This window comes from Salipiger marinus (assembly GCF_900100085.1).
Lineage (GTDB): Bacteria > Pseudomonadota > Alphaproteobacteria > Rhodobacterales > Rhodobacteraceae > Salipiger > Salipiger marinus.
Genome location: NZ_FNEJ01000003.1, coordinates 177,175 through 197,212 on the forward strand (window position 1 = coordinate 177,175; position 20,038 = coordinate 197,212).

Genomic DNA, 20,038 nt, shown 5'->3' on the forward strand with positions numbered 1-20,038 from the left:
TGACCGCAAATATCCCGGGGGTGAATGCGGCGCAGCCGCAGAGGGGGCAGAGCCCCCACTTGCGCGGCTGCCGCCCGCGCGCCATAACTCCGCCATGACCGGACCCCGCTATACCGCCCTTGTCGCCAGCCTGCCCGCAACCGTGCCCTTTGTCGGGCCCGAAACGCAGGAGCGCGAGCGCGGCGCGCCGTTCCGCGCCCGCATCGGCGCCAATGAAAACGTCTTCGGCCCCTCGCCGCAGGCCATCGCCGCGATGCAGGCCGCCGAGGCCGAGATCTGGAAATACGGCGATTCCACCAGCTATGACCTGCGCCACGCGCTGGCCGCGCATCACGGCTGCGCGCCGGAAAACGTGATGGTGGGCGAAGGCATCGACGGCATTCTGGGCTATCTGGTGCGGCTGGTGGTGGCACCCGGCGATGCCGTGGTCACCTCGGACGGGGCCTATCCCACCTTCAACTATCATGTGGCGGGATTCGGCGGCGCGCTGACCAAGCTGCCCTATCGCGACGATGCCGAGGATCTGGCAGCGCTGCTGGACCGGGCGGCGGAGCTTGACGCCAAGCTTGTCTATTTCGCCAATCCCGACAACCCCATGGGCAGCATGCTGCCCCGCGACGCCATCGAGGCGCTGCTGGACCGGATCCCCGAGGGGACGCTGCTGGTGCTGGACGAGGCCTATGTGGAATTTGCGCCCGAAGCCACGGCCCCGCGCATTGCCATCGACGATCCGCGCGTCATCCGGCTGCGCACCTTTTCCAAGGCCTATGGCATGGCCGGGGCGCGGGTGGGCTATGCGCTGGCGGCGGCGCCGCTGATCGCGGCCTTCGACAAGGTGCGCAACCATTTCGGCATGAACCGCAGCGCGCAGGCGGGCGCGCTTGCGGCGCTGCAGGACCATGGCTGGCTGGAACATGTCCGCGCCGAAGTGGCGCAGGCCCGCTATCGCATCACGGCGATTGCCGCTGGCTGCGGGCTGACCGCGCTGCCTTCGGCCACCAATTTTGTCGCGGTGGATTGCGGGCGCGACGGCGCCTTCGCGCGGCGGGTGCTGGCGGAGCTGGGCGCGCGCGGGGTCTTCGTGCGCATGCCTTTTGTTGCGCCGCAGGACCGCTGCATCCGCATCAGCGCCGGCACGCCGCAGGATCTGGACGCGCTGGCCGAGGCGCTGCCGCAGGCGCTGGCCGCCGCCCGGGGCTGAGCGCGCCGAACCCGGCCAAAGCGCCGCGCCGTTCACGTTCGCGCGCATTGACGAATTTGCAAGCCTTGGCTGCGATCCTGCCCCGTGACGCAGGGGAAATTCGTTCTATCCTGTGTCGGGCAGCCCCCAGTTCAGGAATGGCCTCATGGATCCGCAGACCCGCCAACCCGCCCCGGACTATTTCCCCGCCAATCTGGTGATGATCTTCGTCAACATGCTCTGGATCTTTGTGGCGCTCTGGGCCGTGTTCGGCCTTGAGGTCGTGATCCTGCTGGCGGTGGCGATCAATCACGGCATCACCGTGATCGACCACCGCCGCAAGTCCCGCCAGTAGCGGTCAGGCGCCCCAGATCAGGCGCCCGAAATCACCTCGGCAGCGGCGCCAAGCGCACCCTTGCCATGGGGAATGTCCAGCGCGCGCAGACCGGATTCGACCACGCCCAGCAGGCCGAGGATCATATGCGCGTTGACATGGCCCATATGCCCAAGCCGGAAAAACCCGGTGCCCTTGGGGTCGTCGGGCTCGGTCATGCCCAGCCCGATGCCCAGCGTCACCCCGGTCTGCGCGGCGGTCCATTCGCGCAGCCGCGTGCCATGCGGCGCCCCCAGACGCAGCGCGGTCACGGCATGGCTGCGCAGGCTGGGATCGGTGATGTTCAGGGTCATCGGCCCGCCCTGCCCCCAGACCTCCACCGCGGCCCAGATGGCACGTGCAAGCGTGGCGTGACGGGACCAGACCTGCTCCAGCCCCTCCTCGCGAATCATGTCGAGCGCGGCGCGCAGCCCGTAAAGATGATGGGTGGGCGCCGTGCCACCGAAGTATTCGTAGAAGAAATCCGGCTTGCCGCGCGGCGTCCAGTCCCAGTAACGGCTGACCCGGCGCAATTCGGTCCGGCGGGCGGCGGCGCGGTCGTTGAAATAGACAAAGCCCAGCCCCGGCGGCACCATCAGCCCCTTCTGCGAGCCGGTCACCATCACGTCCACGCCCCAGTCATCCATGCGGAACTCGTCCACCCCCAGCGAGGCGACGCAGTCGGCCATCAGCAGCGCGGGATGGCCGGTGGCGCGCATCGCCGCCCCCAGCGCCGCGATGTCGTTGCGCACCGAACTGGCGGTATCCACATGCGTGGCAAGCACGGCCTTGATGCGGTGGGCCTTGTCGGCCTCCAGCGCGGCGGCAACCTGCGCCGGATCGAAGGTGGATTTGGTGCCGAAATCGATCACCTGCGTCTCGATCCCCAGCCCGCGCGCCATTTCCGCCCAGCCATGGCCGAAGCGCCCGGTGGCGGGCACCAGCACCACATCGCCTTCTTCGGCGACATTGGCAAGCGCCGCTTCCCATGCGCCATGGCCGTTGCAGATATAGATCGCGACGCGCGCCGTGGTCTGGGCCACATATTGCAGATCAGGGATCAGATCGGCCACCATTTCGACCAGCGCGCCCTCGTAGATGTTGGGCGAGGCGCGGTGCATGGCGCGCAGCACCGCATCGGGCATGACAGAAGGGCCGGGAATGGCCAGATAGGGGCGGCCGTGGGCAAGCGACATTGGGGGATCTCCGACTGCGCCCCTTGAAATTGCGGGGCTCGGGCCAACCTAACCGCAGTCGCGGCGGCGTCAATCACCCACGGCGCCCTGAGGCGGCCCCTACGGGCGCACTGCTTGCCACGGCGGCGGCTTGCCCGTAAACCGCGCGGGACTGACAGGATGGAGCGGATGCTCAAGACACTCTGGCAACGCATCGAGACTGCGGAACGGCGCCTGCGCCGGTCTTTTGGCACGGATATCTCGACGCCCGGCGCGCGGCTGCTGTCAAAGCTGCATTACCATGTGTTCGACCATGCCTTCCTGCGCACGGTCTGGACCAATTTCTTTCAGCTGGCGCCCGGGGTCTGGCGGTCCAACCATCCCACCCATGCCCGGTTCGAAAAATACGCGCGCATGGGGATCAAGACCGTCATCACCCTGCGCGGCGAGGAAAAATTCTCGCATTACCTGTTCGAGAAGGAAAGCTGCGAGAAGCTGGGGCTGACCCTGCTGCATGCCAAGCTCTGGGCACGGATGGCGCCCAAGCGCGACCGCATCGTGCATCTGATCGACACGCTGCGCACCGCCGAAAAGCCGCTGATGTTCCACTGCAAATCCGGCGCGGACCGGGCGGGCTTTGCCTCTGCGCTTTATCTGATGGTGTTCGAGGGCGTGCCGGTGGAAGAGGCGCGCAAGCAGCTGGGGCTGAAATACATCCATCTGGAATTCACCAAGACCGGCATTCAGGGCTACATCCTTGACACCTATGCCGCGCGCAACCGCCGCGATCCCATCTCGTTCGAGGCGTGGATCCGCACCGAATATGACGACAAGGCGCTGCAGGCCGGGTTTGATGCCCGCCGCCCGCCGGAAGATCTGGCGTGACCCGCCCCCCCCGCAAATCCGGCTCCCTGCTTGGCTGGCTCTGGTGGAGTTACCTGTGGCGCTATCGCGGGCAGATCGCGGTGGCCTTCTTCTTCATGATGATCGAAGGCTCGATGTTCGGCTTTCTCAGCTACATGATGAAGCCGATGTTCGATCAGGTGCTGGTGGGCGGGTCGGAATCCGCGCTGATCTGGGTGGGCTTTGCGATCTTCGGCATCTTCATGGCCCGCGCGCTGGCCAGCATCGTGCAGAAGGTGCTGCTGACCCGCGTGTCGCAGCTGACCGTGGCCGACATCCGCAACGACCTGCTGGCGCATCTGATGACGCTGGACGGCGCCTTTCACCAGAAACACGGGCCCGGCTATCTGATGCAGCGGGTCGAAGGCGATGTGGACGCCATCAACAAGGTCTGGCGCATTCTCATCACCGGCACCGGGCGCGATGCCATCGCATTGGTGGCGCTGTTTGCGGTCGCCATCGGCATGGACTGGCGCTGGACGCTGGTGGCGCTGGTCGGCGTGCCGCTGATGATCGCCCCCACCGTGCTGCTGCAGCGCTATGTGCGCAAATATGCCCGCCACGCCCGCGACATCTCGGCGGGGCTGTCCACGCGGCTCAACGAGATCTTTCACGGCATCGTGCCGGTCAAGCTCAACCGGCTGGAAGCCTATCAGGCCGGGCGCTACCGCCGCCTGACCCGCGAACGGGTGCGCACCACGGTCAATTCCAGCATGGGACAGGCGGCGCTGCCCGGGCTCATCGACATCATGTCGGGCGTCGGCATTCTGGGCGTGCTGCTTTACGGCGGCGGAGAGATCATTTCCGGCGAAAAGACCGTGGGCGATTTCATGGCGTTCTTCACCGCCATCGGCCTTGCCTTCGAGCCGCTGCGCCGTCTGGGCGCAGTCAGCGGCAGCTGGCAGATCGCCGCCGCCTCGATCGAGCGGATCAAGGAACTGCTGGAAACCACGCCAGAGCTGCGCGACCCGCCCGATCCCGTCCCGGCCCCCTCGGGCGTGCCGGAAATCGCGCTGCGCAATGTGGAGCTGAGCTATTCCGGGGCTGCGGTGCTGCGCGGCACCTCCTTTGTCGCCGAGGCGGGCAAGACCACGGCGCTGGTCGGCGCCTCTGGCGCGGGAAAATCCACGGTATTCAACGTGTTGACGCGTCTTGTTGATCCCGAACAGGGCGAGGTCACCATCGGCGGCGTGCCGGTCTCCGCCATGCGGCTTGCGGATCTGCGCGGGCTGTTCTCGGTCGTGTCGCAGGACGCGCTGCTGTTCGAGGACAGCCTGCGCGACAACATCCTGCTGGGCCGCGATGACGTGACCGAGGAGGAGTTGCAGCAGGTGCTGGAGGCCGCGCATGTGGCGGATTTCCTGCCGCGCCTGCCGGAGGGACTGGACAGCCGCGCCGGGCCGCGCGGATCCAACCTGTCGGGCGGGCAGCGCCAGCGCATCGCCATCGCCCGCGCGCTGCTGCGCGACACGCCGGTGCTGCTGCTGGACGAGGCGACCTCGGCCCTTGATGCCGCCTCGGAACAGGTGGTGCAGCAGGCGCTGGACCGGCTGTCGGCGGGCCGCACGACGCTGGTCATCGCGCATAGGCTGTCGACCATCCGCAATGCCGACAAGATCGTGGTGATGGATCAGGGCCGCGTGGTCGAACAGGGCAGCCATGACGAGCTGATCGCCCGCGACGGCGCCTATGCCCGCCTGCATGCCATGCAGTTCGAGGATGCGGACGCCCCCCTGTAACCCGCGCTGCAGAGCCCTTATAGTCAGGGCAGCAACCAAAGCACGGAGAGCCCCCATGACCGAAGACAGGACGGTGCTGCGCGTCAGCGGACCGGAGGCGGCGGAGTTCCTGCAGGGGCTCGTCACCAATGACGTGGCGCAGCTGAAACACGGGCTGGTCTATGCCGCGATGCTGACCGCGCAGGGCAAATACCGCGCCGATTTCTTCCTTGTGCCGCAGCAGGATGGCTCGGTCCTGCTGGATGTGGCAGCCGCCCTGGCCGAGGATCTGACCCGCGCGCTGTCGCTTTACAAGCTGCGCGCCAAGGTCACGCTGGAGCCGACGGAGATCACCGTGAGCCAAGGCACCGGCCCCGCCCCCGAGGGCGCCTTTGCCGATCCGCGCCACCCCAGCCTTGGCTGGCGCGGCTATGATGGCCAGCCGTCGCAGCCCGCCGACTGGGACGCGCTGCGCGTCGCCGCCTGCGTGCCGCAGAGCGGGGTGGAACTGACCCCGGACACCTTCATCCTTGAAGCCGGGTTCGAACGGCTTGGTGGCGTGGATTTCCGCAAGGGCTGTTATGTCGGGCAGGAGGTCACCGCGCGGATGAAGCACAAGACCGAACTGCGCAAGGGTCTGGCGCTGGTCGAGGTGCAGGGCAGCGCCCCCGTCGGCACCGAGATCATGGCGGGCGCAAAGGTCGCGGGCACGCTTTACACGCAGGCCAACGGTCAGGGCATCGCCTATCTGCGCTTCGACCGCGCCGAGGGCGAGATGACGGCGGGCGACGCGGTGCTGCGCCGCCTGCCCTGAGCCCCTAAACGGGGGCAAGGCGCTTTTCCAGAACCTCCACCGAGGGCTGCGCCCCTGCCCCCGCCATCAGCCCTCGCGAGGCGGCGTTGAAACTGTGCAGGGCGACGATCCAGCCTGTTGCCCCGCTCCTTGCCGCACGCGCCTCGAACGCCGCGATCAGCCGTCGTGCGATGCCGCGCCGCCGCCATGACGGATCGGTCCAGATGTGGTCCAGTTGCGCCAGCCGCGCCGGATGTTCCAGCGCGGATGCTGGCCGCTCGCGCCAGCGCCACATCAGATAGCCGCGCGGCACGCCCTCGACGCGATAGGCCAGCAGTTCGGCACCTTCGGACAGCGCGTCGTGCAGCACGTCGCGCAGATCGGCCTCGGTGGCACGGTCATGGAACCGCTGCGGCAGATGCGCGGCGTGATGGGATTGCAACCCGCGCAGCAGGGCCGCCAGCGCGGGAATGTCGGATGTGGTGCAGGGCGTAATCATAAAAAAGGCCTCCGGGGCTGGGCGCCGGAGGCCTTGGTCGTCCGTCGCTGCCCCCGGATCGCACGGGGACAGAATGTCGGCGCGCGGGTTATGCGCGTTCCGAATATTCCATGGTTTCGGTGTTCACGATGATCAGCTCGTCCTGCGCCACGAAGGGCGGCACGGTGATGCGCACGCCATTGTCGAGCACGGCGGGCTTGAAGCTGTTGGCGGCGGTCTGGCCTTTGACCACCGGCTCGGTCTCGACGATCTTGCAGGTGACTTTCTGCGGCAGGCTGGCGTTCAGCGCCTCTTCGTTGTGGAATTCCACGAAGATGGTCATGCCATCCTGCAGGAACGGCCGACGTTCGCCAAGGATCTCGGCGGGCAGCTGCACCTGTTCATAGGTTTCGGTGTCCATGAAGATCAGCTGGCCGTTTTCTTCGTAAAGGAACTGCATGTCCTTCTGTTCCAGCCGGACCCGTTCCACCTTGTCGGCGGAGCGGAAGCGCTCGTTCAGCTTGGTGCCGTTGCGCAGGTTGCGCAGTTCCACCTGGGCGAAAGCGCCGCCCTTGCCGGGCTTCACATGATCGACCTTTACCGCGGCCCAGAGGCCGCCTTCATGCTCCAGCACGTTGCCGGGGCGGATCTCGTTACCGTTGATCTTGGGCATGGATAAACCTTGAAGAAAGGTTGAAGGGATTTTGGTGCCTCCTATATCTGGCTGGTCGGACCCGTGCAAGACAACGATATCTCGTGTTCAAGCCATCCAGAGATATGCGGGGAGCGCAAACGTGCTATGCACTTGTGGTGTATCCGAATCGGTTTGAATGGTCCATAACGCGCCACACGCCGGAAAACACAAGAGCAATAATCTAAGGTCGAAACATGAAAGATTTCGTGGACAGCACAGCCTATAATGCCGAGCAAGGCAACCGCGCGCGGAAGCTTTTTGCCGCCGTGGTTCTGGCTGCGCTTGACGATGCCATCGCTGATGACAAGAAATACGGCAATGGCCCCGAGCAGATCGCCCGCTGGGCGCGCTCGCGGGATGGCCGCGAGGTTCTGTCCTGCGCCGGGATCGACCCCAACGAACGGGTTGTGTCCGGTCTGATGGAGTTCGTGTCCAAGGGGGTTCGCACCTCTGTCGCGCTGTCGCGCGAAGAAAGCGAACGCCGTCACGCTGCCGCCTCTGCCGATCAGGCCGAAGCTGCCTGATCAGGAACCTCGGGCCGCTCTGGCCCGTCATGTCGAAGGCGCGCTCCCTGCGGAGCGCGCCTTCGACGTTCTGGACCATGATCCTCTGCCGCTGCGTCAGCGTCAGTCCACATCCTGAGTGGTCATCACGCGCTGAATCTCGCGCCGCACCAGCTTGCGCACGTTGCGGGTGATCCGCTCGCCAAGCGCACCCTGCAGTTCCTGCCGCACAATCTCTGTCACCAGCGCCCGCAGCGCCTGTTCGTCCAGTTGCGACAGATCAAGCGGCGGCGCATCCGCGCGGACCGCATCCGCGCTGCCAAGGGAGAGCTGCCCCTCCTCCGCCTCCTCCGCCGGATCGGCCTCCAGCAGGCTGTCTGCTGTGGCCACAGGCTCGTTGGGCGCCGGAGCCGACGCATGGCGGATGAAGGCCGCTGGCCCCTCTTCCTCGGAGGCAGGCGCCTCCGCCCCGGTCTCTGACGCAAGGCTGCGGCGGGCCAAGGCGGATTCGATCTCGGCCAGCTTGCGGGCCATGTCCGGCTGGTCTGCCGGGCTTTCGGGCTGATGCTCGGGGGCTGCGTCTGCCGGGGCGCTGTCCGGCACCGCCACGGGCGTGTGCAGGCGCAGCGGCGCGGGACGGGAGGCGGGTTCGGGCCTGGACTCGGCCGCGGACTCCGCCACGCGCAGCGCCGGGGTCAGCATAAGCCGCCCCTCGGCGGGGGCGGACTGGGCCTGCTGACGGGTGCGGATGTCTTCGGTGACGAGTCGCCGGATCGAGGACAGCACGTCCTCTATTTCAACTTTGGTAACGGGGTCGGACATTTTTTACCACTCTTGCCTGTTGCCGGAGTGTAGCCCGAGCGGCTCACCCCGACAACAGACCGTGGCAGGGCTTATTCGCGCCCCAGCGCATTCAGGATGCGGTCCAGATCGGCGCCCTGCCGCGACTGCACGGGGGCCGATTTCACCAGATTGTAGTATTCGGCGGGATCGTAACGCGGCACGTTCAGCTGCAGCGACTCTGCGGTCAGCAGCCCCAGCGTGGCCAGCACGGTATAGGCCGCGATGGTCTCGTCCACTTCCGAAGAGATCAGCGCGTTGCGCGCGTCCAGCAGTTCCTGTTCCGCATCCAGCACGTCCAGCGTGGTGCGGGCGCCCAGAGTCGCTTCCTCGCGGATGCCGTCAAAGGCCACGCCTGCGGCACGCACCTGCTCGGACGAGGCAGAGATCGAGGCCCGCGCCACGCGCAGCTGCGCATAGGCGGTGCCCACGTTCTGCGGCACGATCTGCGACACCTGCAGCAGCTGCGCCCGGTTCTGATCACGCACCGCCATCGCCTGACGCCGCGAGGAGCTGAGCGCGCCGCCGCTATAGATCGGGCCTTCGGCCTGCAGGCCGATGGTGCCGCCGATCTGGCGGTTGTCATTGTCAAAGTTCTCGTCCAGCCCGTAGCTGCCGCGCAGCGACACCGTGGGGCGGCGGGCCGCCTCGGCGATGGCGATGCCGATTTCGGCGGCGGTCACCTGATGCTGGGCCTGCGACATGTCGGGATGGTTGCGCAGCGCCTGCGACTTCGCCGCCTCGACATTGGCGGGCAGCGTCGGCAGGGCCTGCGGTTCGACCAGAGTGCCGGGATAGCGCCCGACCACCGCCAGATATTCCTCGCGCGCAATGTCGAGCGAGCCCTCGGCAGAGGCCAGCAGCGCGCGGGCCTCGGCCAGACGCGCCTCTGCGGCGGCCACGTCGGTGCGGGTCACCTCGCCCACCTCGAACCGGTCTTCGGCGGCGCGCAGTTCTTCGCCGATGACGCGCACGTTGTTCTGGCGCAGCTGCAGGGCTTCGGTGGCACGCACCACTTCCATGAAGGCCTGAACGCCGCGCAGCATCACCTCCTGCTCGATCGAGACCAGTGCGGCGCGGGTGGCCAGAACGGATTCCTTGGCCCCTTCCAGCGACAGGCGGTTGTTGCCGCCGTCAAACAGCGTCAGCGTCGCGGACAGGCCAAGGCTGGCGGTATTGCTGACCGAACTCAGCGTGGCAGCGCTGCGGGTGTCGCTGAAGCTGCGGGTGACGTCGCTGCTCCATGCGATGACCGGGCGCAGCGCGGCCACCGACTGCGCCACGTCTTCGTCTGCGGCGCGCAGCACCGCGCGGTTCTGTTCCAGAAGTCCGCTGGTGTTGTAAGCTCCGACCAGCGCCTCTGCCAGCGTCTCGGCCGTGACCGGACCCACGGATGCCGCCGCAAGGCAGACCCCCGCGATCATTCCCTTCAGCGTCCTGCGCGCCATGCTCTGCCCTCTCTGGCCTGTTCTGTCCCTCAAGGTGCCGTTGGCGCCTAGAGGGCAAATTCCGTCTTGTGTTCAAAGCCCGGCAGCACTGGCGCCGTGGCATTGAACGAAAACCGCCAGTTGATGGCGCCATCGATCTTCCAGCCGACCCGCACCGTTCCCAGTGCGCCTTCCATGAAGATGCAGGCGATGCGCCCGCCTTCCTTCAGCTGGGCCGCGATGGTGTCGGGCAGCGCCTGCACGCCGCCTTCGACAAGAATCGCGTCATAGGGGCCGTGCTGGGGCGCACCTTCGGCCAGAGGACCGGTCTGCAGGATCACATTGTCGGCATGATCGCTCAGCAGGCCCTGCGCCTCGGTGACGCGGGCCTCGTCATCCTCGACCGCAACCACGGCCTCGGCGATGCGGGCGATGACGGCGGCGGAATAGCCCAGCCCCGCCCCCAGATCGAGCACCAGATCATTGGCCCCGAGGTTCAGCGCGTCGAGCATCTTGGCAAAGGTGCGCGGGTCCAGCACCACGCGACCGCCGCCGAGGTCGACATTGCGACCGGCATAGGCGGCATCGCGCAATTCCGCGGGCACGAACTGCTCGCGCGGGATCCGCAGCATCGAATCAATGATCGGGAACTTGGTGACATCCGAAGGACGAACCTGCGTGTCCACCATCATGCGGCGCAGCATGGCGAAATCGGTCATCTGCTAAACTCTTCCGTTCAGATTTCCATGGAAGAGGTTGTGCCACACTTGCGCGGGTGGGGCAATGACCCGACAGCGACAAATCAAAAGGCATGGCGCGGGTGTGATCCGGACACATCCGCGCCATGCCCCCGACAGGGCAGATTTCAGTCGTCCCGCATCGCCCGCCCGGCATTGCGCCCGGCCAGAAACGCGTCGATCACCGCAGCCATGGAGGTGGCGCGGGGGGCGGCAGCCACGGGCACGCGACGGCGCACGGGGATGAAGAACAGCAGCAGCGCCAGCACCAGATAGACCAGCCCCACCACCAGCGCGGCGGTCTGCGGGTTATAAGAGAGGGCAAGGGACAGCCACGCTGCGCGAGTCAAAAAAATGGCCGCGACGGTCAGGCAGACCGCCCCGGCAAGATTGCGGCAGGCGCGGGTCAGGCCCGCGCGCAGCCGTGCTTCGATCATTCCGAGCAAGCCGGATTACCTCCGCGAGCCCAGATAGCCCATCAGGAACCCCACCGCGGCGGCGATGCCCACCGCCTGAAACGGATTGCTCTGGATCGAGCCGCGGGTGTTGTCCTCGAACTCGGCGGCGCGACGGCCTGCCTCGCGCAGCGCCTCTTCGGTGCGGTCGCGGGCATCATGCACCGCGTGGTTGGCGCGGTCCTTCAGATCATGCGCGGCGGCATCGACGCGGCTGCGCGCCTCGCGACCATGACGCGAGGTGATCTCTCCCACCAGCTCGGTCAGTGCGGCCACATCGGCGCGCAGGGTTGCGATCTGATCGCTGACGGCGTCGGTATCCTTGCTCACAGTTTTCTCCATTGCAGAACCATTTTCGGTCTTGGATGCGGTCGCAGCCATGATCCACTCCTGTCCTAGGTCAGTGTTCGTAGACAAACGCGGCCCCCGCCCAAAAGGTTCCAGAAGAAGAGCGGCCGCAGCAAACTGCGGCGCTGCGGGCCCGGCGCAGCCCTTGACCTGCCCTGAACCTGCCCGGCTTTGAGGAGCCCTTGCAAGAAATTTGCCAAGCCAGCGCAGGGATAAGATCCAGTGACCAGCGGTGCCACAACGCTGTGGCCAATGGGTGGCCCCCCGCCCAACCGACAGTCACGGGTCAGGTCCTCCAGCTCCGCCTCGGGCATGTCAGAGAGCCTGCTCATCTGACGGATCCCTTCGACCTATGCGGCGGTCGATTTGGGCCGCGGCAGGCGGCGCGCTGCTGCATCGGCCGGACTGCCCGCGCCCTGACCTGTCTGCCCGGGCACGATCCTCAGCGCCCGCAAGGCGTTCAGGATCACCGCAACGTCGATCACCTCCTGCAAAAGCGCGCCCTGCACGGGTGTCAGGTATCCGAAAGCCGCCGCCACCATGCCAAGCACCGAAAGACCGATCCCGACCGCGACGCTTTCAAGCGCGATGCGTTTCGACCTCTGCGCGATTTCGATCCCCGGCAACAGGCGGTCCAGATGATCGACCAGCAGCACGACATCCGCCGCCTCGGCCGAAGCTGCCGCCCCGCGCGCCCCCATCGCGACGCCGATATCCGCGACCGCCAGCGCTGGCGCATCGTTGACGCCATCGCCGACCATCATGACCGGGCCGGTCTTGCGCTCTGTCACAACCAGACGCACCTTCTGATCGGGGGTCAGATCGGCCCGGACAGCGTCGAGCCCCAGCCCCTCCGTCACCGCCTCGGCGACGGCGCGGCGGTCGCCGGTCGCCAGCAGGATGCGCGTGATCCCCAACCGGCGCAGCCCCGCCAGCAGGTCAGCCGTGCCAGCACGCAGCGCGTCAGCCATCACCAGATGACCCGCCAACCTGCCGTCCACGGCAAGCGACACGACCACCGACCCCGCCGTGAGGACCGTGCCTTCCGGGGTGGCCACACCGGTCTGCGCGGCAACAAAACCCGCGCCGCCCACAACGACCCGTCGTCCGTCGACGCTGCCTGCAACGCCTTCGCCCGGCGTCTCCACGACACTCTCGGGAACAGGCAGGGCGAGACCACGCGCCTGCGCCGCCGCGACAACCGCCTGAGCGATCGGATGTTTCGATGCCTGATCGAGCGCGGCGGCGAAATACAGGATCTCCTCTTCGGACAGGTCCCCCTGCCGGTTGACCGACACGATCTGTGGCCGCCCCTCTGTCAGCGTCCCGGTCTTGTCGAGGATCAGCGTCCTGATCCGGGCCAGCGCCTCGAGCGGTTTCGCCCCCTTGATCAGAACCCCGAAATGCGCCGCCCGCGACAGCCCCGCCACCAGCGCCACCGGCACGGCAAGAATAAGCGGACAGGGTGTCGCGACCACCAGAACCGCCACCGCGCGGATCGGATCGCCGGTAAACCACCATGCGGCTGTCGCCAGCGCGACCGTCACGATCAGGAACAGCAGCGAATACCGGTCGGCCAGCCGCGCCATCGGCGCCTTGGATTCCTGCGCCGCCTCGACCAGCCTGACGATCCCGGCATAGGTGCTGTCGGCAGCACGCCGCGTGACCCGAAGATCGAACGCCTCGCCCGCATTGGTGGAGCCGCTCATGACGGCCTGCCCCTGCTCCAGCCGAGCGGGCATCGACTCGCCGGTCAGCGCCGACTGGTCCAGCATCGCGCCCGCGCTCTCTACCGTCCCGTCCACCGGCGCCACGTCGCCCTGCCGGATCAGCAGCAGGTCGCCCGGGGCGATGTCAGCCAGAGGCACCTCGTCAAGCGCACCATTGCGGTGGCGGGTGGCGGTGCGGGGCACGCGGGACAGAAGGTCGCTCATCTCGCGCCGGGCACGGCCCTGCGCGAAACTTTCAAGGAAGGTGCCGCCCGAATACATAAGCGCGACCACCGCCGCCGCCAGCGTCTCGCCGAACAGAAGGGCTGCCGACATCGACAGCGCCGCCACGATGTCGAGCCCGACCTCGCCTTGCCCAAGGCTGCGCAGGATTTCGACGCAAAGCGCCGCAAGGACGGGGATGACACCTGCCGTCCACGCGATCGCGGCAAAGCCCGGCTCCCCCAGCAGCCAGAACACAAGGCCGGACACCAGACCCAGCAGGGCCAGACCCAGCAGGGCAACGTTCAGGCGATCATGAAACAAGGCCATCATCCGGGGCCTGTCCCTGCAGCAATCCCGCACCCGGGGGCTGGTCGGGGATCACACAGCCGTCCCGCTCGCGTCTCGCGAGGCAGAGCGCCCACACGATCAAGGACGAGAGCGTTCAAGTCAGTTCCACGCGGCAAATCCCAGCCTCCCGCCTCGGCAGGCCGGGGCGCCAGCAGCGCCTCGTGAGGCGCAGGCGGATGCCCTGCGCCATGGCACACCGCGCCGCGCCCGGCACGGACTTGCCCTGCGGGTGTCGCCTTGGGCATCGGGTCTCCCTTCCGTGTCGCGCCACGCCCCGCATGCGGCGCCTGATCCGACTGTGACCCGATGGACCGGCACCTGCATTGATGTGCATCAGGGACGGCGCGGCCAATCGCGCCTTTACTGCACGCGCGCTGGCGTCCCGCCGGACCCGGCCAGAGACAGGCATGGAAAAGGAGACCGCGATGAAAGGCTATGTTGCCGATATCGAGAAGCTTGCCGAGAAGAACGAAAAGTTCAGGCAGGTTCTCTACACTGGCGCGCATCTGCAACTGGTGCTGATGACGCTGAAACCGGGGCAGGACATCGGCGCGGAAACGCACGCGACCCATGACCAGTTCTTTCGCATCGAGAAAGGCAAAGGCGCCGCCGTGATCGACGGCGTGACCCACAAGGTCAAGGGCGGCGACTGCGTCATCGTGCCCGCCGGGGCGGTCCATAACGTGACCAACACGGGCGAAAAGCCCCTGCATCTTTACACGCTCTACAGCCCGCCGGAACACATGGACCATCTGGTTCAGAAGACCAAGGCCGAGGCCGAGGCTTCGCATGAGGCCTTCGATGGCGGGGCAACCGAATGATGGCGCCCCTCGCATCCTGCGCCACAGGCGCGGTGTCATGATGCGGCGCAGATCCCTGCTGATCGGTGGCGGCCTCGGGCCGCTGGCCCTTGGCGGCGCCGCTTGGGCAGGCTGGCAACGGAGGCGGGCGGCGGCGGACATGTCTGACTACGCAGCGGGGTTGCGGGCCCCCCTGCCCGTTCCGGCCACCAGCCGCGATTTGATCCGCTATGCGACGCTGGCCGCAAACGGACACAACACCCAGCCCTGGCTGTTCCGCCCGGATGCACAGGGCATCGAGATCCTGCCCGATTTCACCCGCCGGACCCCGGTTGTGGACCCCGACGATCACCATCTTTTTGCAAGCCTCGGATGCGCGGCGGAAAACCTCGCGCTTGCCGCACGCGCGCGGGGGCAATCGGGCGAGATTGCCTTCGATCCGGAGGGCGGCGGCAAGCTGCGCGTCGATCTGCGCAGTGCACCTGTCGTCGATACGGCCCTCTTCGGCGCGATTCCGCTGCGGCAGTCCACGCGATCCGACTATGACGGCAGTGCGGTCAGCGCCGCCGACCTGTCGCAGCTTGCGACGGCAGCAGCGGTCGAGGGCGTCGATCTGATCCTGATCACCGAACGCGGCCAGATCGAGCAACTGCGCGACCTCGTGATCGCGGGCAACAGCGCCCAGATGGCCGACCCGGCCTTCGTGGCAGAACTGATGCACTGGCTGCGGTTCAACCCGGCAGCAGCCATGACACCGGGCGACGGCCTTTACAGCGCAGCCAGCGGCAACCCCGCCATGCCGGACTGGCTGGCGCCGCGCCTCTTCGACATGGTGTTCACCGCCAGGGCGGAGAACGCGAAATACGCCCGCCAGATCGCCACCTCCTCCGGGGTCGCGGTGTTCGTGTCGGCACGGGACGAGCCCGAACACTGGGTGCAAGCCGGTCGCGCCTGCCAGCGGTTTTCCTTGCAGGCGACCGCCCTGGGGCTGAAGACCGCATACATAAATCAGCCGGTCGAGGTTTCCGCCCTGCGGGCTGACCTCGCCGCACTGGTCGGTCTGCCAGGGCGCAGACCCGATATCGTGATGCGCTTCGGACGGGCGCCCGCAATGCCAATGTCGGCGCGCAGGCCGGTCGAAGCGGTGATGGTTTGAGAGGCGAGGCGGCAGTTCGGGCTGTCAGTGAACCAAGCGTATACCGACCAGAACCGCGACATCTGCCGCGCGCCGGACAACAGGGTTTGCAACCGGTCACTCAATCAACCGTCCGATGCAGCACCCGAAGAGGGAGAGGACGTTCCGCAAGATGACGAAGGTTCCGACTTGCCGGAACGTGACGCAGCGGAAGCTGCCTGAATATTGCCAATCACAAACGCCAGTCCACCGCGCACCAAATGGAGGGCTGGCCGACCTGTTAAGGACAGCAACACCTCACCCGCACACCCGGCTGGTCCTTGCCATGCGCCTCGCGGATTTCCTCCGCTGCAGAGGCTCCGATTAAGACGTTCTTCATCAGGTTCTCCTTCGATCTGTTAGGTTCGTTCATAAGCGGCCCGCTAGTCTGCCGCGCGGGCATCGAAGACGTTGCGGAAAACGGGCATCGCCGAAAACACGCGCGGCCATCCAGCGTAGAAGGCGAGCTGGGTCAGAGCTTCGGATGCCTCGTCCCGGGTCAGGCCGTTATCCAGTGCTCGGCCCAAGTGGAACGGCACCTGCTCGCTCTGTCCCGAGGCTACCAGCGCGGTCACGGTGATCAGGCTGCGATCGCGCGGGGCAAGGTCCGGGCGCAGCCAGAGGTCGCGGAAAAGCGTCTCGCGAGTGTAATCGACCACGCCAATGGCGGTTTCGGCGTGATCGGCCTGCACATTCTCCTCGCGCGCGCTCTCGGCCTCCATGTCCAGCGGCAACAGGTCGACATCTGCGCCGGGCAGGCTGTCCGCGGCGACACCTTGCGCCTCAAAGATTGGCGCCAGCGCTTCAGCCGCGGCCGCCGCGTTCCCCCACCCCGAGTAGAAAGCCAGATGAGTCACGACCCCTGACATCTCGGCAGGCGTGACGCCGTTCTCCAGCGCGCGCGAGAACTCCTGCGGCATCAGCGCTGTCTGTTGCCGCGCAATCAGGGTGGCGACGGTCACCACGCTGCGGTCGCGGGCGGAAAGGTCATGCCTCTGCCAGACGTCTTCTTCGACGACGGAGGAGTTGTAATGCGAGAGCGCCGGCGATACCCGGCTGGTCACGTCGGTCTGGCCCATGGCGACTCCAGCGGACATGCTGAGGGCGACGGTAAGGGGTGCGATAAACTTCATCAGGTATCCTTGGTGTGGTGAGCGTTCTGCCGGCAGGCCGAAGAAGTTGGACCTGGAATCTGGCATGAAACGGCGGACCGCCGTCCGAACCGCAGCGGGATTGTGGAGCGGTCCGCGCAGCCGCGGGTTCAATCGAGACGGGTCAGTTCGACAGTGACGTTACCAGGCTGATCGAAGACCGACACATCGCCCGTGATCTGCCCGAGGATGATGATTCCCGGAGCCGGGACGCTGCCAGAGCTGTAGTAGATCACGACGTGATTGGAGTTCCACAGACCGAGCGTGCCGGTCGAGAAGTCGCGCTGTCGCGTCAGTTCGGGCAAGTCAGACGGCAGGTGGCCTGTCTTTTCCTGGCGAAGATGGTCGCGCATGTCGATGGTCAGCGGCAGCATCTCCAGCAAGGCATGGGCGGCCTTGTTATCGGCAAGCGTGGCGGTCACCTCGCCCCAGTCTGACGAAATTCGAATCTGTTCCTGTGCCATGGCAGCTCCAGACAATCCCAGGCCGAAAGCGGCAGCGCCCAGTGTTGATGTCCACATGTTGACGTGCCTCCCTTCAGCTATCTTGAGTGGGCATGGGGCCCGCGCTCTCGCGCCGGGCCCTCTCGCATGGCTCAGGCCGCGAGATGCTCGCCAAAGAACTCGGCCAGCCGGTCGAACGGAATCACGTCCCTCCGATCGTACAGATCGACATGGTCGGCGCCGTCGATGATCATCAGCTCCTTCGGCTCGGCTGCCGCGGCGTAGACATCCTCGCTGAAGTAACGCGAATGCGCCTCGGAGCCGGCAATCAGCAAGATCGGTCGCGGCGAGACTTCAGTGATGTAGGTCATCATTGGCATGTTCATGAACGAGAAGCCGTTGGTTACGGTCCAGCCCGTGGTCGAATTCAGCGAACGCGCATGGAAACCGCGGTCGGTCTTGTAGTAGTTCCAGTACATGGTCACGACCGGGTCATCGATGCCGTCCAGCGTATCGGGCAGACCGCCGGCCAGTGCGGGCGTCGTTTCTTCGGCATCAGCCCAGCGCTGCCGGCTCATCTGCTCCAGCATCTCCGCGCGGGCCTCGGGCGTCAGGCTGTCATAGTAGCCACGCGCCATCACGCGCGACATGTCATACATACTGGCAACTGCGACGGCCTTGACGCGCTTGTCCACGGCGGCGGCATTCAGCGCCATGCCGGAAAGACCGCAGACCGCCAGAAGGCCGATGCGCTCACGATCGACGGAAGGATGCAGGCCGAGATAATCGACGGCGGCCATGAAGTCCTCGGTGTTGATGTCGGGAGAAGCCACGGCATGCGTCCCGCCGCCGCTTTCTCCGACGAAAGACGGATCGAAGGCGAGCGTGACGAAGCCGCGTTCGGCCATGGTCTGCGCGTAGAGTCCGGAAGACTGTTCCTTGACGGCACCGAACGGCCCGGAAAGGGCCAGCGCAGGAAGCCGGGCATTGCCACGGTCAGCCGGTATGTAGAGGTCGCCGGACAGCGTGACGCCGTAGCGGTTCATGAAGGTGACCTTCTCATGGGTCACGGCTTCGCTGCGGGGGAACGTCTTGTCCCAGTCGCCGCTGGCCTGCGCCCGAGCTGGCGCGGAGCCCAGAGAGACAAGGCCTGCGGCGGCAAGACCCGCTCCGGTCATCATCAGCAGGCTTCGGCGACCCGCGTTGGGCAGATCGTTCGAAGTGTGAACAGTTCCTTCAGTCATGACATCTTGCTCCTTCAAGCGAGTGATTCAATTGTGGTGGTGGGACGCGCGGCAGGTCGAAACCCGCCGAATTCTCCGCGCGCGATGGCGGGCGCGGCCGTGACGATCAGGAATATGCTAGAAACCGGCCGGCGAAGATGATGCCCGTCCAGGCGGAGCGCGTATGGGCTGGTTCTGCTCTGAGTGTCGTGGACATTCTGCGCCTCGCTTCCGGCTGCAGAGCCGGCTTTTGATGGGGCAGAAATAGCAGGTGCCGGACAGATGGATTAGGCGGGCAAATACGATTGCATTAATCGACCTGGCACATGAATATGCCGGTGATCAGGGAGCACGCACATGCCGAAAGGACAGTTCAACGACCTGCTGTGGTTCCTGGCTGTCGCCGAGGAGCGCAGCTTCACGCGCGCCGCTGCCAAGCTCGGCATCGCCCAGTCCACGCTCAGCCATACCATCAAGCGCCTCGAGACGCAGATGGGCATCCGGCTCCTGACGCGCACGACACGGAACGTCGTGCCAACGGAGGCCGGAGAACGCCTGCGCCAGACATTGGCGCCGCGCGTAGAAGAGATCGAGGCGGAAATCGCGTTGCTGACGGAGCTTCGCGACAAGCCCGCGGGGACCATCAGGATCACGCTGTCCGATCACGCGCTCCAGAGCTACGTCTGGCCCAAGCTGAGGCCTGTGCTTCTCGAATATCCGGCCATCAAGCTCGAGCTGAACATCGACAACGGCTTTCGCAACATCGTCGAGGAAGGATTCGATGCGGGCGTTCGCCTTGGCGAAAGTGTCGAGAAAGACATGATCGCGGTGCGGATCGGCCCGGATTGGAGATTGGTGGCGGTTGCGTCACCCGGATATCTGAAGATGCATCCCGCGCCGGGTCACCCCGAAGAGCTGATCGGTCACAACTGCATCAACCACAGGCACCTCAGGGCCGGCGGGCTCTACGCCTGGGAGTTTGAAAAGGATGGGCAGGATCTGCGGGTCCGGGTCGATGGTCAACTCGCCTTCAATTCCTCGCACGCGATGATCGATGCGGCGCTGAACGGCTACGGCATCGCCTACATTCCGGAGGATACGGTCGTCCAGCACATCGCGGCGGGAGATCTTGTTCAGATTCTGGACGACTGGTCGCCCTTCTTCGCCGGATACTTCATCTACTACCCCAGTCGGCGGCAAAATCTTCCGGCCTTCAGGGTCATTGTCGACGCGCTTCGTTACGCGGGATGACCTGCCCCCCGGAAATTCCCTCAGTCTGATGTAGAATCAGCCCAACCGTGAAGGAGCAGACGACATGAGAAAAAGCCGTTTCACTGATGC

The 20,038-nt window shown here is 66.1% G+C and carries 21 protein-coding genes; 9 read left to right on the forward strand and 12 right to left on the reverse strand.

Going from position 1 to position 20,038, the window contains the following annotated elements; all coding sequences use genetic code 11:
- Positions 1 to 94 precede the first annotated feature (94 nt).
- Together BLR51_RS04505 and BLR51_RS04510 are read left to right on the forward strand one after the other, a co-directional pair.
- A complete protein-coding gene (locus BLR51_RS04505) occupies positions 95 to 1,201 on the forward strand; it encodes a pyridoxal phosphate-dependent aminotransferase (protein WP_089844383.1) in 1,107 nt (368 codons plus the stop codon).
- A gap of 145 nt (positions 1,202 to 1,346) precedes the next feature.
- The gene (locus BLR51_RS04510; RefSeq protein WP_089844385.1) at positions 1,347 to 1,535 is read left to right on the forward strand and encodes a histidinol phosphate aminotransferase; all 189 of its coding nucleotides are present in this window, start codon (positions 1,347 to 1,349) and stop codon (positions 1,533 to 1,535) included.
- 17 nt (positions 1,536 to 1,552) lie between these two features.
- Here the strand turns inward: BLR51_RS04510 and BLR51_RS04515 are convergent, their stop codons facing one another.
- Positions 1,553 to 2,749: a pyridoxal-phosphate-dependent aminotransferase family protein gene (locus BLR51_RS04515; protein WP_089844387.1), complete on the reverse strand. Its 1,197-nt coding sequence runs from the start codon at positions 2,747 to 2,749 to the stop codon at positions 1,553 to 1,555.
- Between the two features lie 168 nt (positions 2,750 to 2,917).
- Between BLR51_RS04515 and BLR51_RS04520 the strand changes: the two genes are divergently transcribed.
- The 3 genes from BLR51_RS04520 to ygfZ are packed head-to-tail and all read left to right on the forward strand — an operon-like array spanning position 2,918 to position 6,163.
- Positions 2,918 to 3,613 carry a phosphatase domain-containing protein gene (locus BLR51_RS04520; RefSeq protein WP_089844389.1) on the forward strand — a complete coding sequence of 232 codons (696 nt, stop codon included), beginning with the start codon at positions 2,918 to 2,920 and terminating at the stop codon, positions 3,611 to 3,613.
- Positions 3,610 to 5,370, forward strand: coding sequence for an ABC transporter ATP-binding protein (locus BLR51_RS04525; RefSeq protein WP_089844391.1), 1,761 nt, complete (start codon positions 3,610 to 3,612; stop codon positions 5,368 to 5,370). Before BLR51_RS04520 ends, BLR51_RS04525 begins: the two co-directional genes overlap by 4 nt.
- A gap of 55 nt (positions 5,371 to 5,425) precedes the next feature.
- A complete protein-coding gene (gene ygfZ / locus BLR51_RS04530; protein ID WP_089844393.1) occupies positions 5,426 to 6,163 on the forward strand; it encodes a CAF17-like 4Fe-4S cluster assembly/insertion protein YgfZ in 738 nt (245 codons plus the stop codon).
- A 4-nt stretch (positions 6,164 to 6,167) separates the two neighbouring features.
- Here ygfZ and BLR51_RS04535 read toward each other — a convergent pair whose 3' ends face one another.
- Together BLR51_RS04535 and efp are read right to left on the reverse strand one after the other, a co-directional pair.
- A complete protein-coding gene (locus tag BLR51_RS04535; RefSeq protein ID WP_089844395.1) occupies positions 6,168 to 6,641 on the reverse strand; it encodes a GNAT family N-acetyltransferase in 474 nt (157 codons plus the stop codon).
- Positions 6,642 to 6,729: 88 nt separating this feature from the next.
- Complete coding sequence (gene efp, locus BLR51_RS04540; RefSeq protein WP_089844397.1) at positions 6,730 to 7,293, reverse strand: elongation factor P; 564 nt, start codon at positions 7,291 to 7,293, stop codon at positions 6,730 to 6,732.
- Positions 7,294 to 7,508: 215 nt separating this feature from the next.
- Here efp and BLR51_RS04545 point away from each other — a divergent pair, with 215 nt between their 5' ends.
- Positions 7,509 to 7,838, forward strand: coding sequence for a DUF6280 family protein (locus BLR51_RS04545; protein WP_089844398.1), 330 nt, complete (start codon positions 7,509 to 7,511; stop codon positions 7,836 to 7,838).
- A gap of 102 nt (positions 7,839 to 7,940) precedes the next feature.
- On the opposite strand, the gene BLR51_RS04550 is transcribed toward BLR51_RS04545, so the two are convergent.
- The 6 genes from BLR51_RS04550 to BLR51_RS04575 form a co-directional block, all read right to left on the reverse strand.
- Entirely contained in the window at positions 7,941 to 8,639 is a 699-nt protein-coding gene (locus BLR51_RS04550) for a hypothetical protein (protein WP_089844400.1), read from the reverse strand.
- A gap of 71 nt (positions 8,640 to 8,710) precedes the next feature.
- Positions 8,711 to 10,105: a TolC family outer membrane protein gene (locus BLR51_RS04555; protein ID WP_089844403.1), complete on the reverse strand. Its 1,395-nt coding sequence runs from the start codon at positions 10,103 to 10,105 to the stop codon at positions 8,711 to 8,713.
- 47 nt (positions 10,106 to 10,152) lie between these two features.
- Positions 10,153 to 10,803: a protein-L-isoaspartate O-methyltransferase family protein gene (locus BLR51_RS04560; protein ID WP_089844405.1), complete on the reverse strand. Its 651-nt coding sequence runs from the start codon at positions 10,801 to 10,803 to the stop codon at positions 10,153 to 10,155.
- A 146-nt stretch (positions 10,804 to 10,949) separates the two neighbouring features.
- Positions 10,950 to 11,258, reverse strand: coding sequence for a hypothetical protein (locus BLR51_RS04565; RefSeq protein WP_089844407.1), 309 nt, complete (start codon positions 11,256 to 11,258; stop codon positions 10,950 to 10,952).
- 15 nt (positions 11,259 to 11,273) lie between these two features.
- Positions 11,274 to 11,606: an ElaB/YgaM/YqjD family protein gene (locus BLR51_RS04570; protein WP_242656636.1), complete on the reverse strand. Its 333-nt coding sequence runs from the start codon at positions 11,604 to 11,606 to the stop codon at positions 11,274 to 11,276.
- Positions 11,607 to 11,974: 368 nt separating this feature from the next.
- Positions 11,975 to 13,888, reverse strand: a complete 1,914-nt coding sequence (locus BLR51_RS04575) for a heavy metal translocating P-type ATPase (RefSeq protein ID WP_089844409.1) — start codon at positions 13,886 to 13,888, stop codon at positions 11,975 to 11,977.
- A gap of 425 nt (positions 13,889 to 14,313) precedes the next feature.
- Between BLR51_RS04575 and BLR51_RS04580 the strand changes: the two genes are divergently transcribed.
- Both BLR51_RS04580 and BLR51_RS04585 read left to right on the forward strand, forming a co-directional pair.
- A complete protein-coding gene (locus BLR51_RS04580; RefSeq protein WP_242656637.1) occupies positions 14,314 to 14,727 on the forward strand; it encodes a cupin domain-containing protein in 414 nt (137 codons plus the stop codon).
- Positions 14,728 to 14,764: 37 nt separating this feature from the next.
- Positions 14,765 to 15,862, forward strand: coding sequence for an Acg family FMN-binding oxidoreductase (locus BLR51_RS04585; RefSeq protein WP_207543547.1), 1,098 nt, complete (start codon positions 14,765 to 14,767; stop codon positions 15,860 to 15,862).
- Positions 15,863 to 16,263: 401 nt separating this feature from the next.
- On the opposite strand, the gene BLR51_RS04590 is transcribed toward BLR51_RS04585, so the two are convergent.
- The 3 genes from BLR51_RS04590 to BLR51_RS04600 form a co-directional block, all read right to left on the reverse strand.
- Complete coding sequence (locus tag BLR51_RS04590; RefSeq protein ID WP_089844411.1) at positions 16,264 to 17,013, reverse strand: carboxymuconolactone decarboxylase family protein; 750 nt, start codon at positions 17,011 to 17,013, stop codon at positions 16,264 to 16,266.
- A gap of 128 nt (positions 17,014 to 17,141) precedes the next feature.
- Positions 17,142 to 17,495, reverse strand: coding sequence for a cyclophilin-like fold protein (locus BLR51_RS04595; RefSeq protein WP_207543548.1), 354 nt, complete (start codon positions 17,493 to 17,495; stop codon positions 17,142 to 17,144).
- 131 nt (positions 17,496 to 17,626) lie between these two features.
- Positions 17,627 to 18,718, reverse strand: a complete 1,092-nt coding sequence (locus BLR51_RS04600; RefSeq protein WP_089844415.1) for an alpha/beta hydrolase — start codon at positions 18,716 to 18,718, stop codon at positions 17,627 to 17,629.
- Between the two features lie 336 nt (positions 18,719 to 19,054).
- On the opposite strand from BLR51_RS04600, the gene BLR51_RS04605 reads away from it, so the two are divergent.
- Entirely contained in the window at positions 19,055 to 19,948 is an 894-nt protein-coding gene (locus BLR51_RS04605; protein ID WP_089844417.1) for a LysR family transcriptional regulator, read from the forward strand.
- Positions 19,949 to 20,038: the final 90 nt, after the last annotated feature.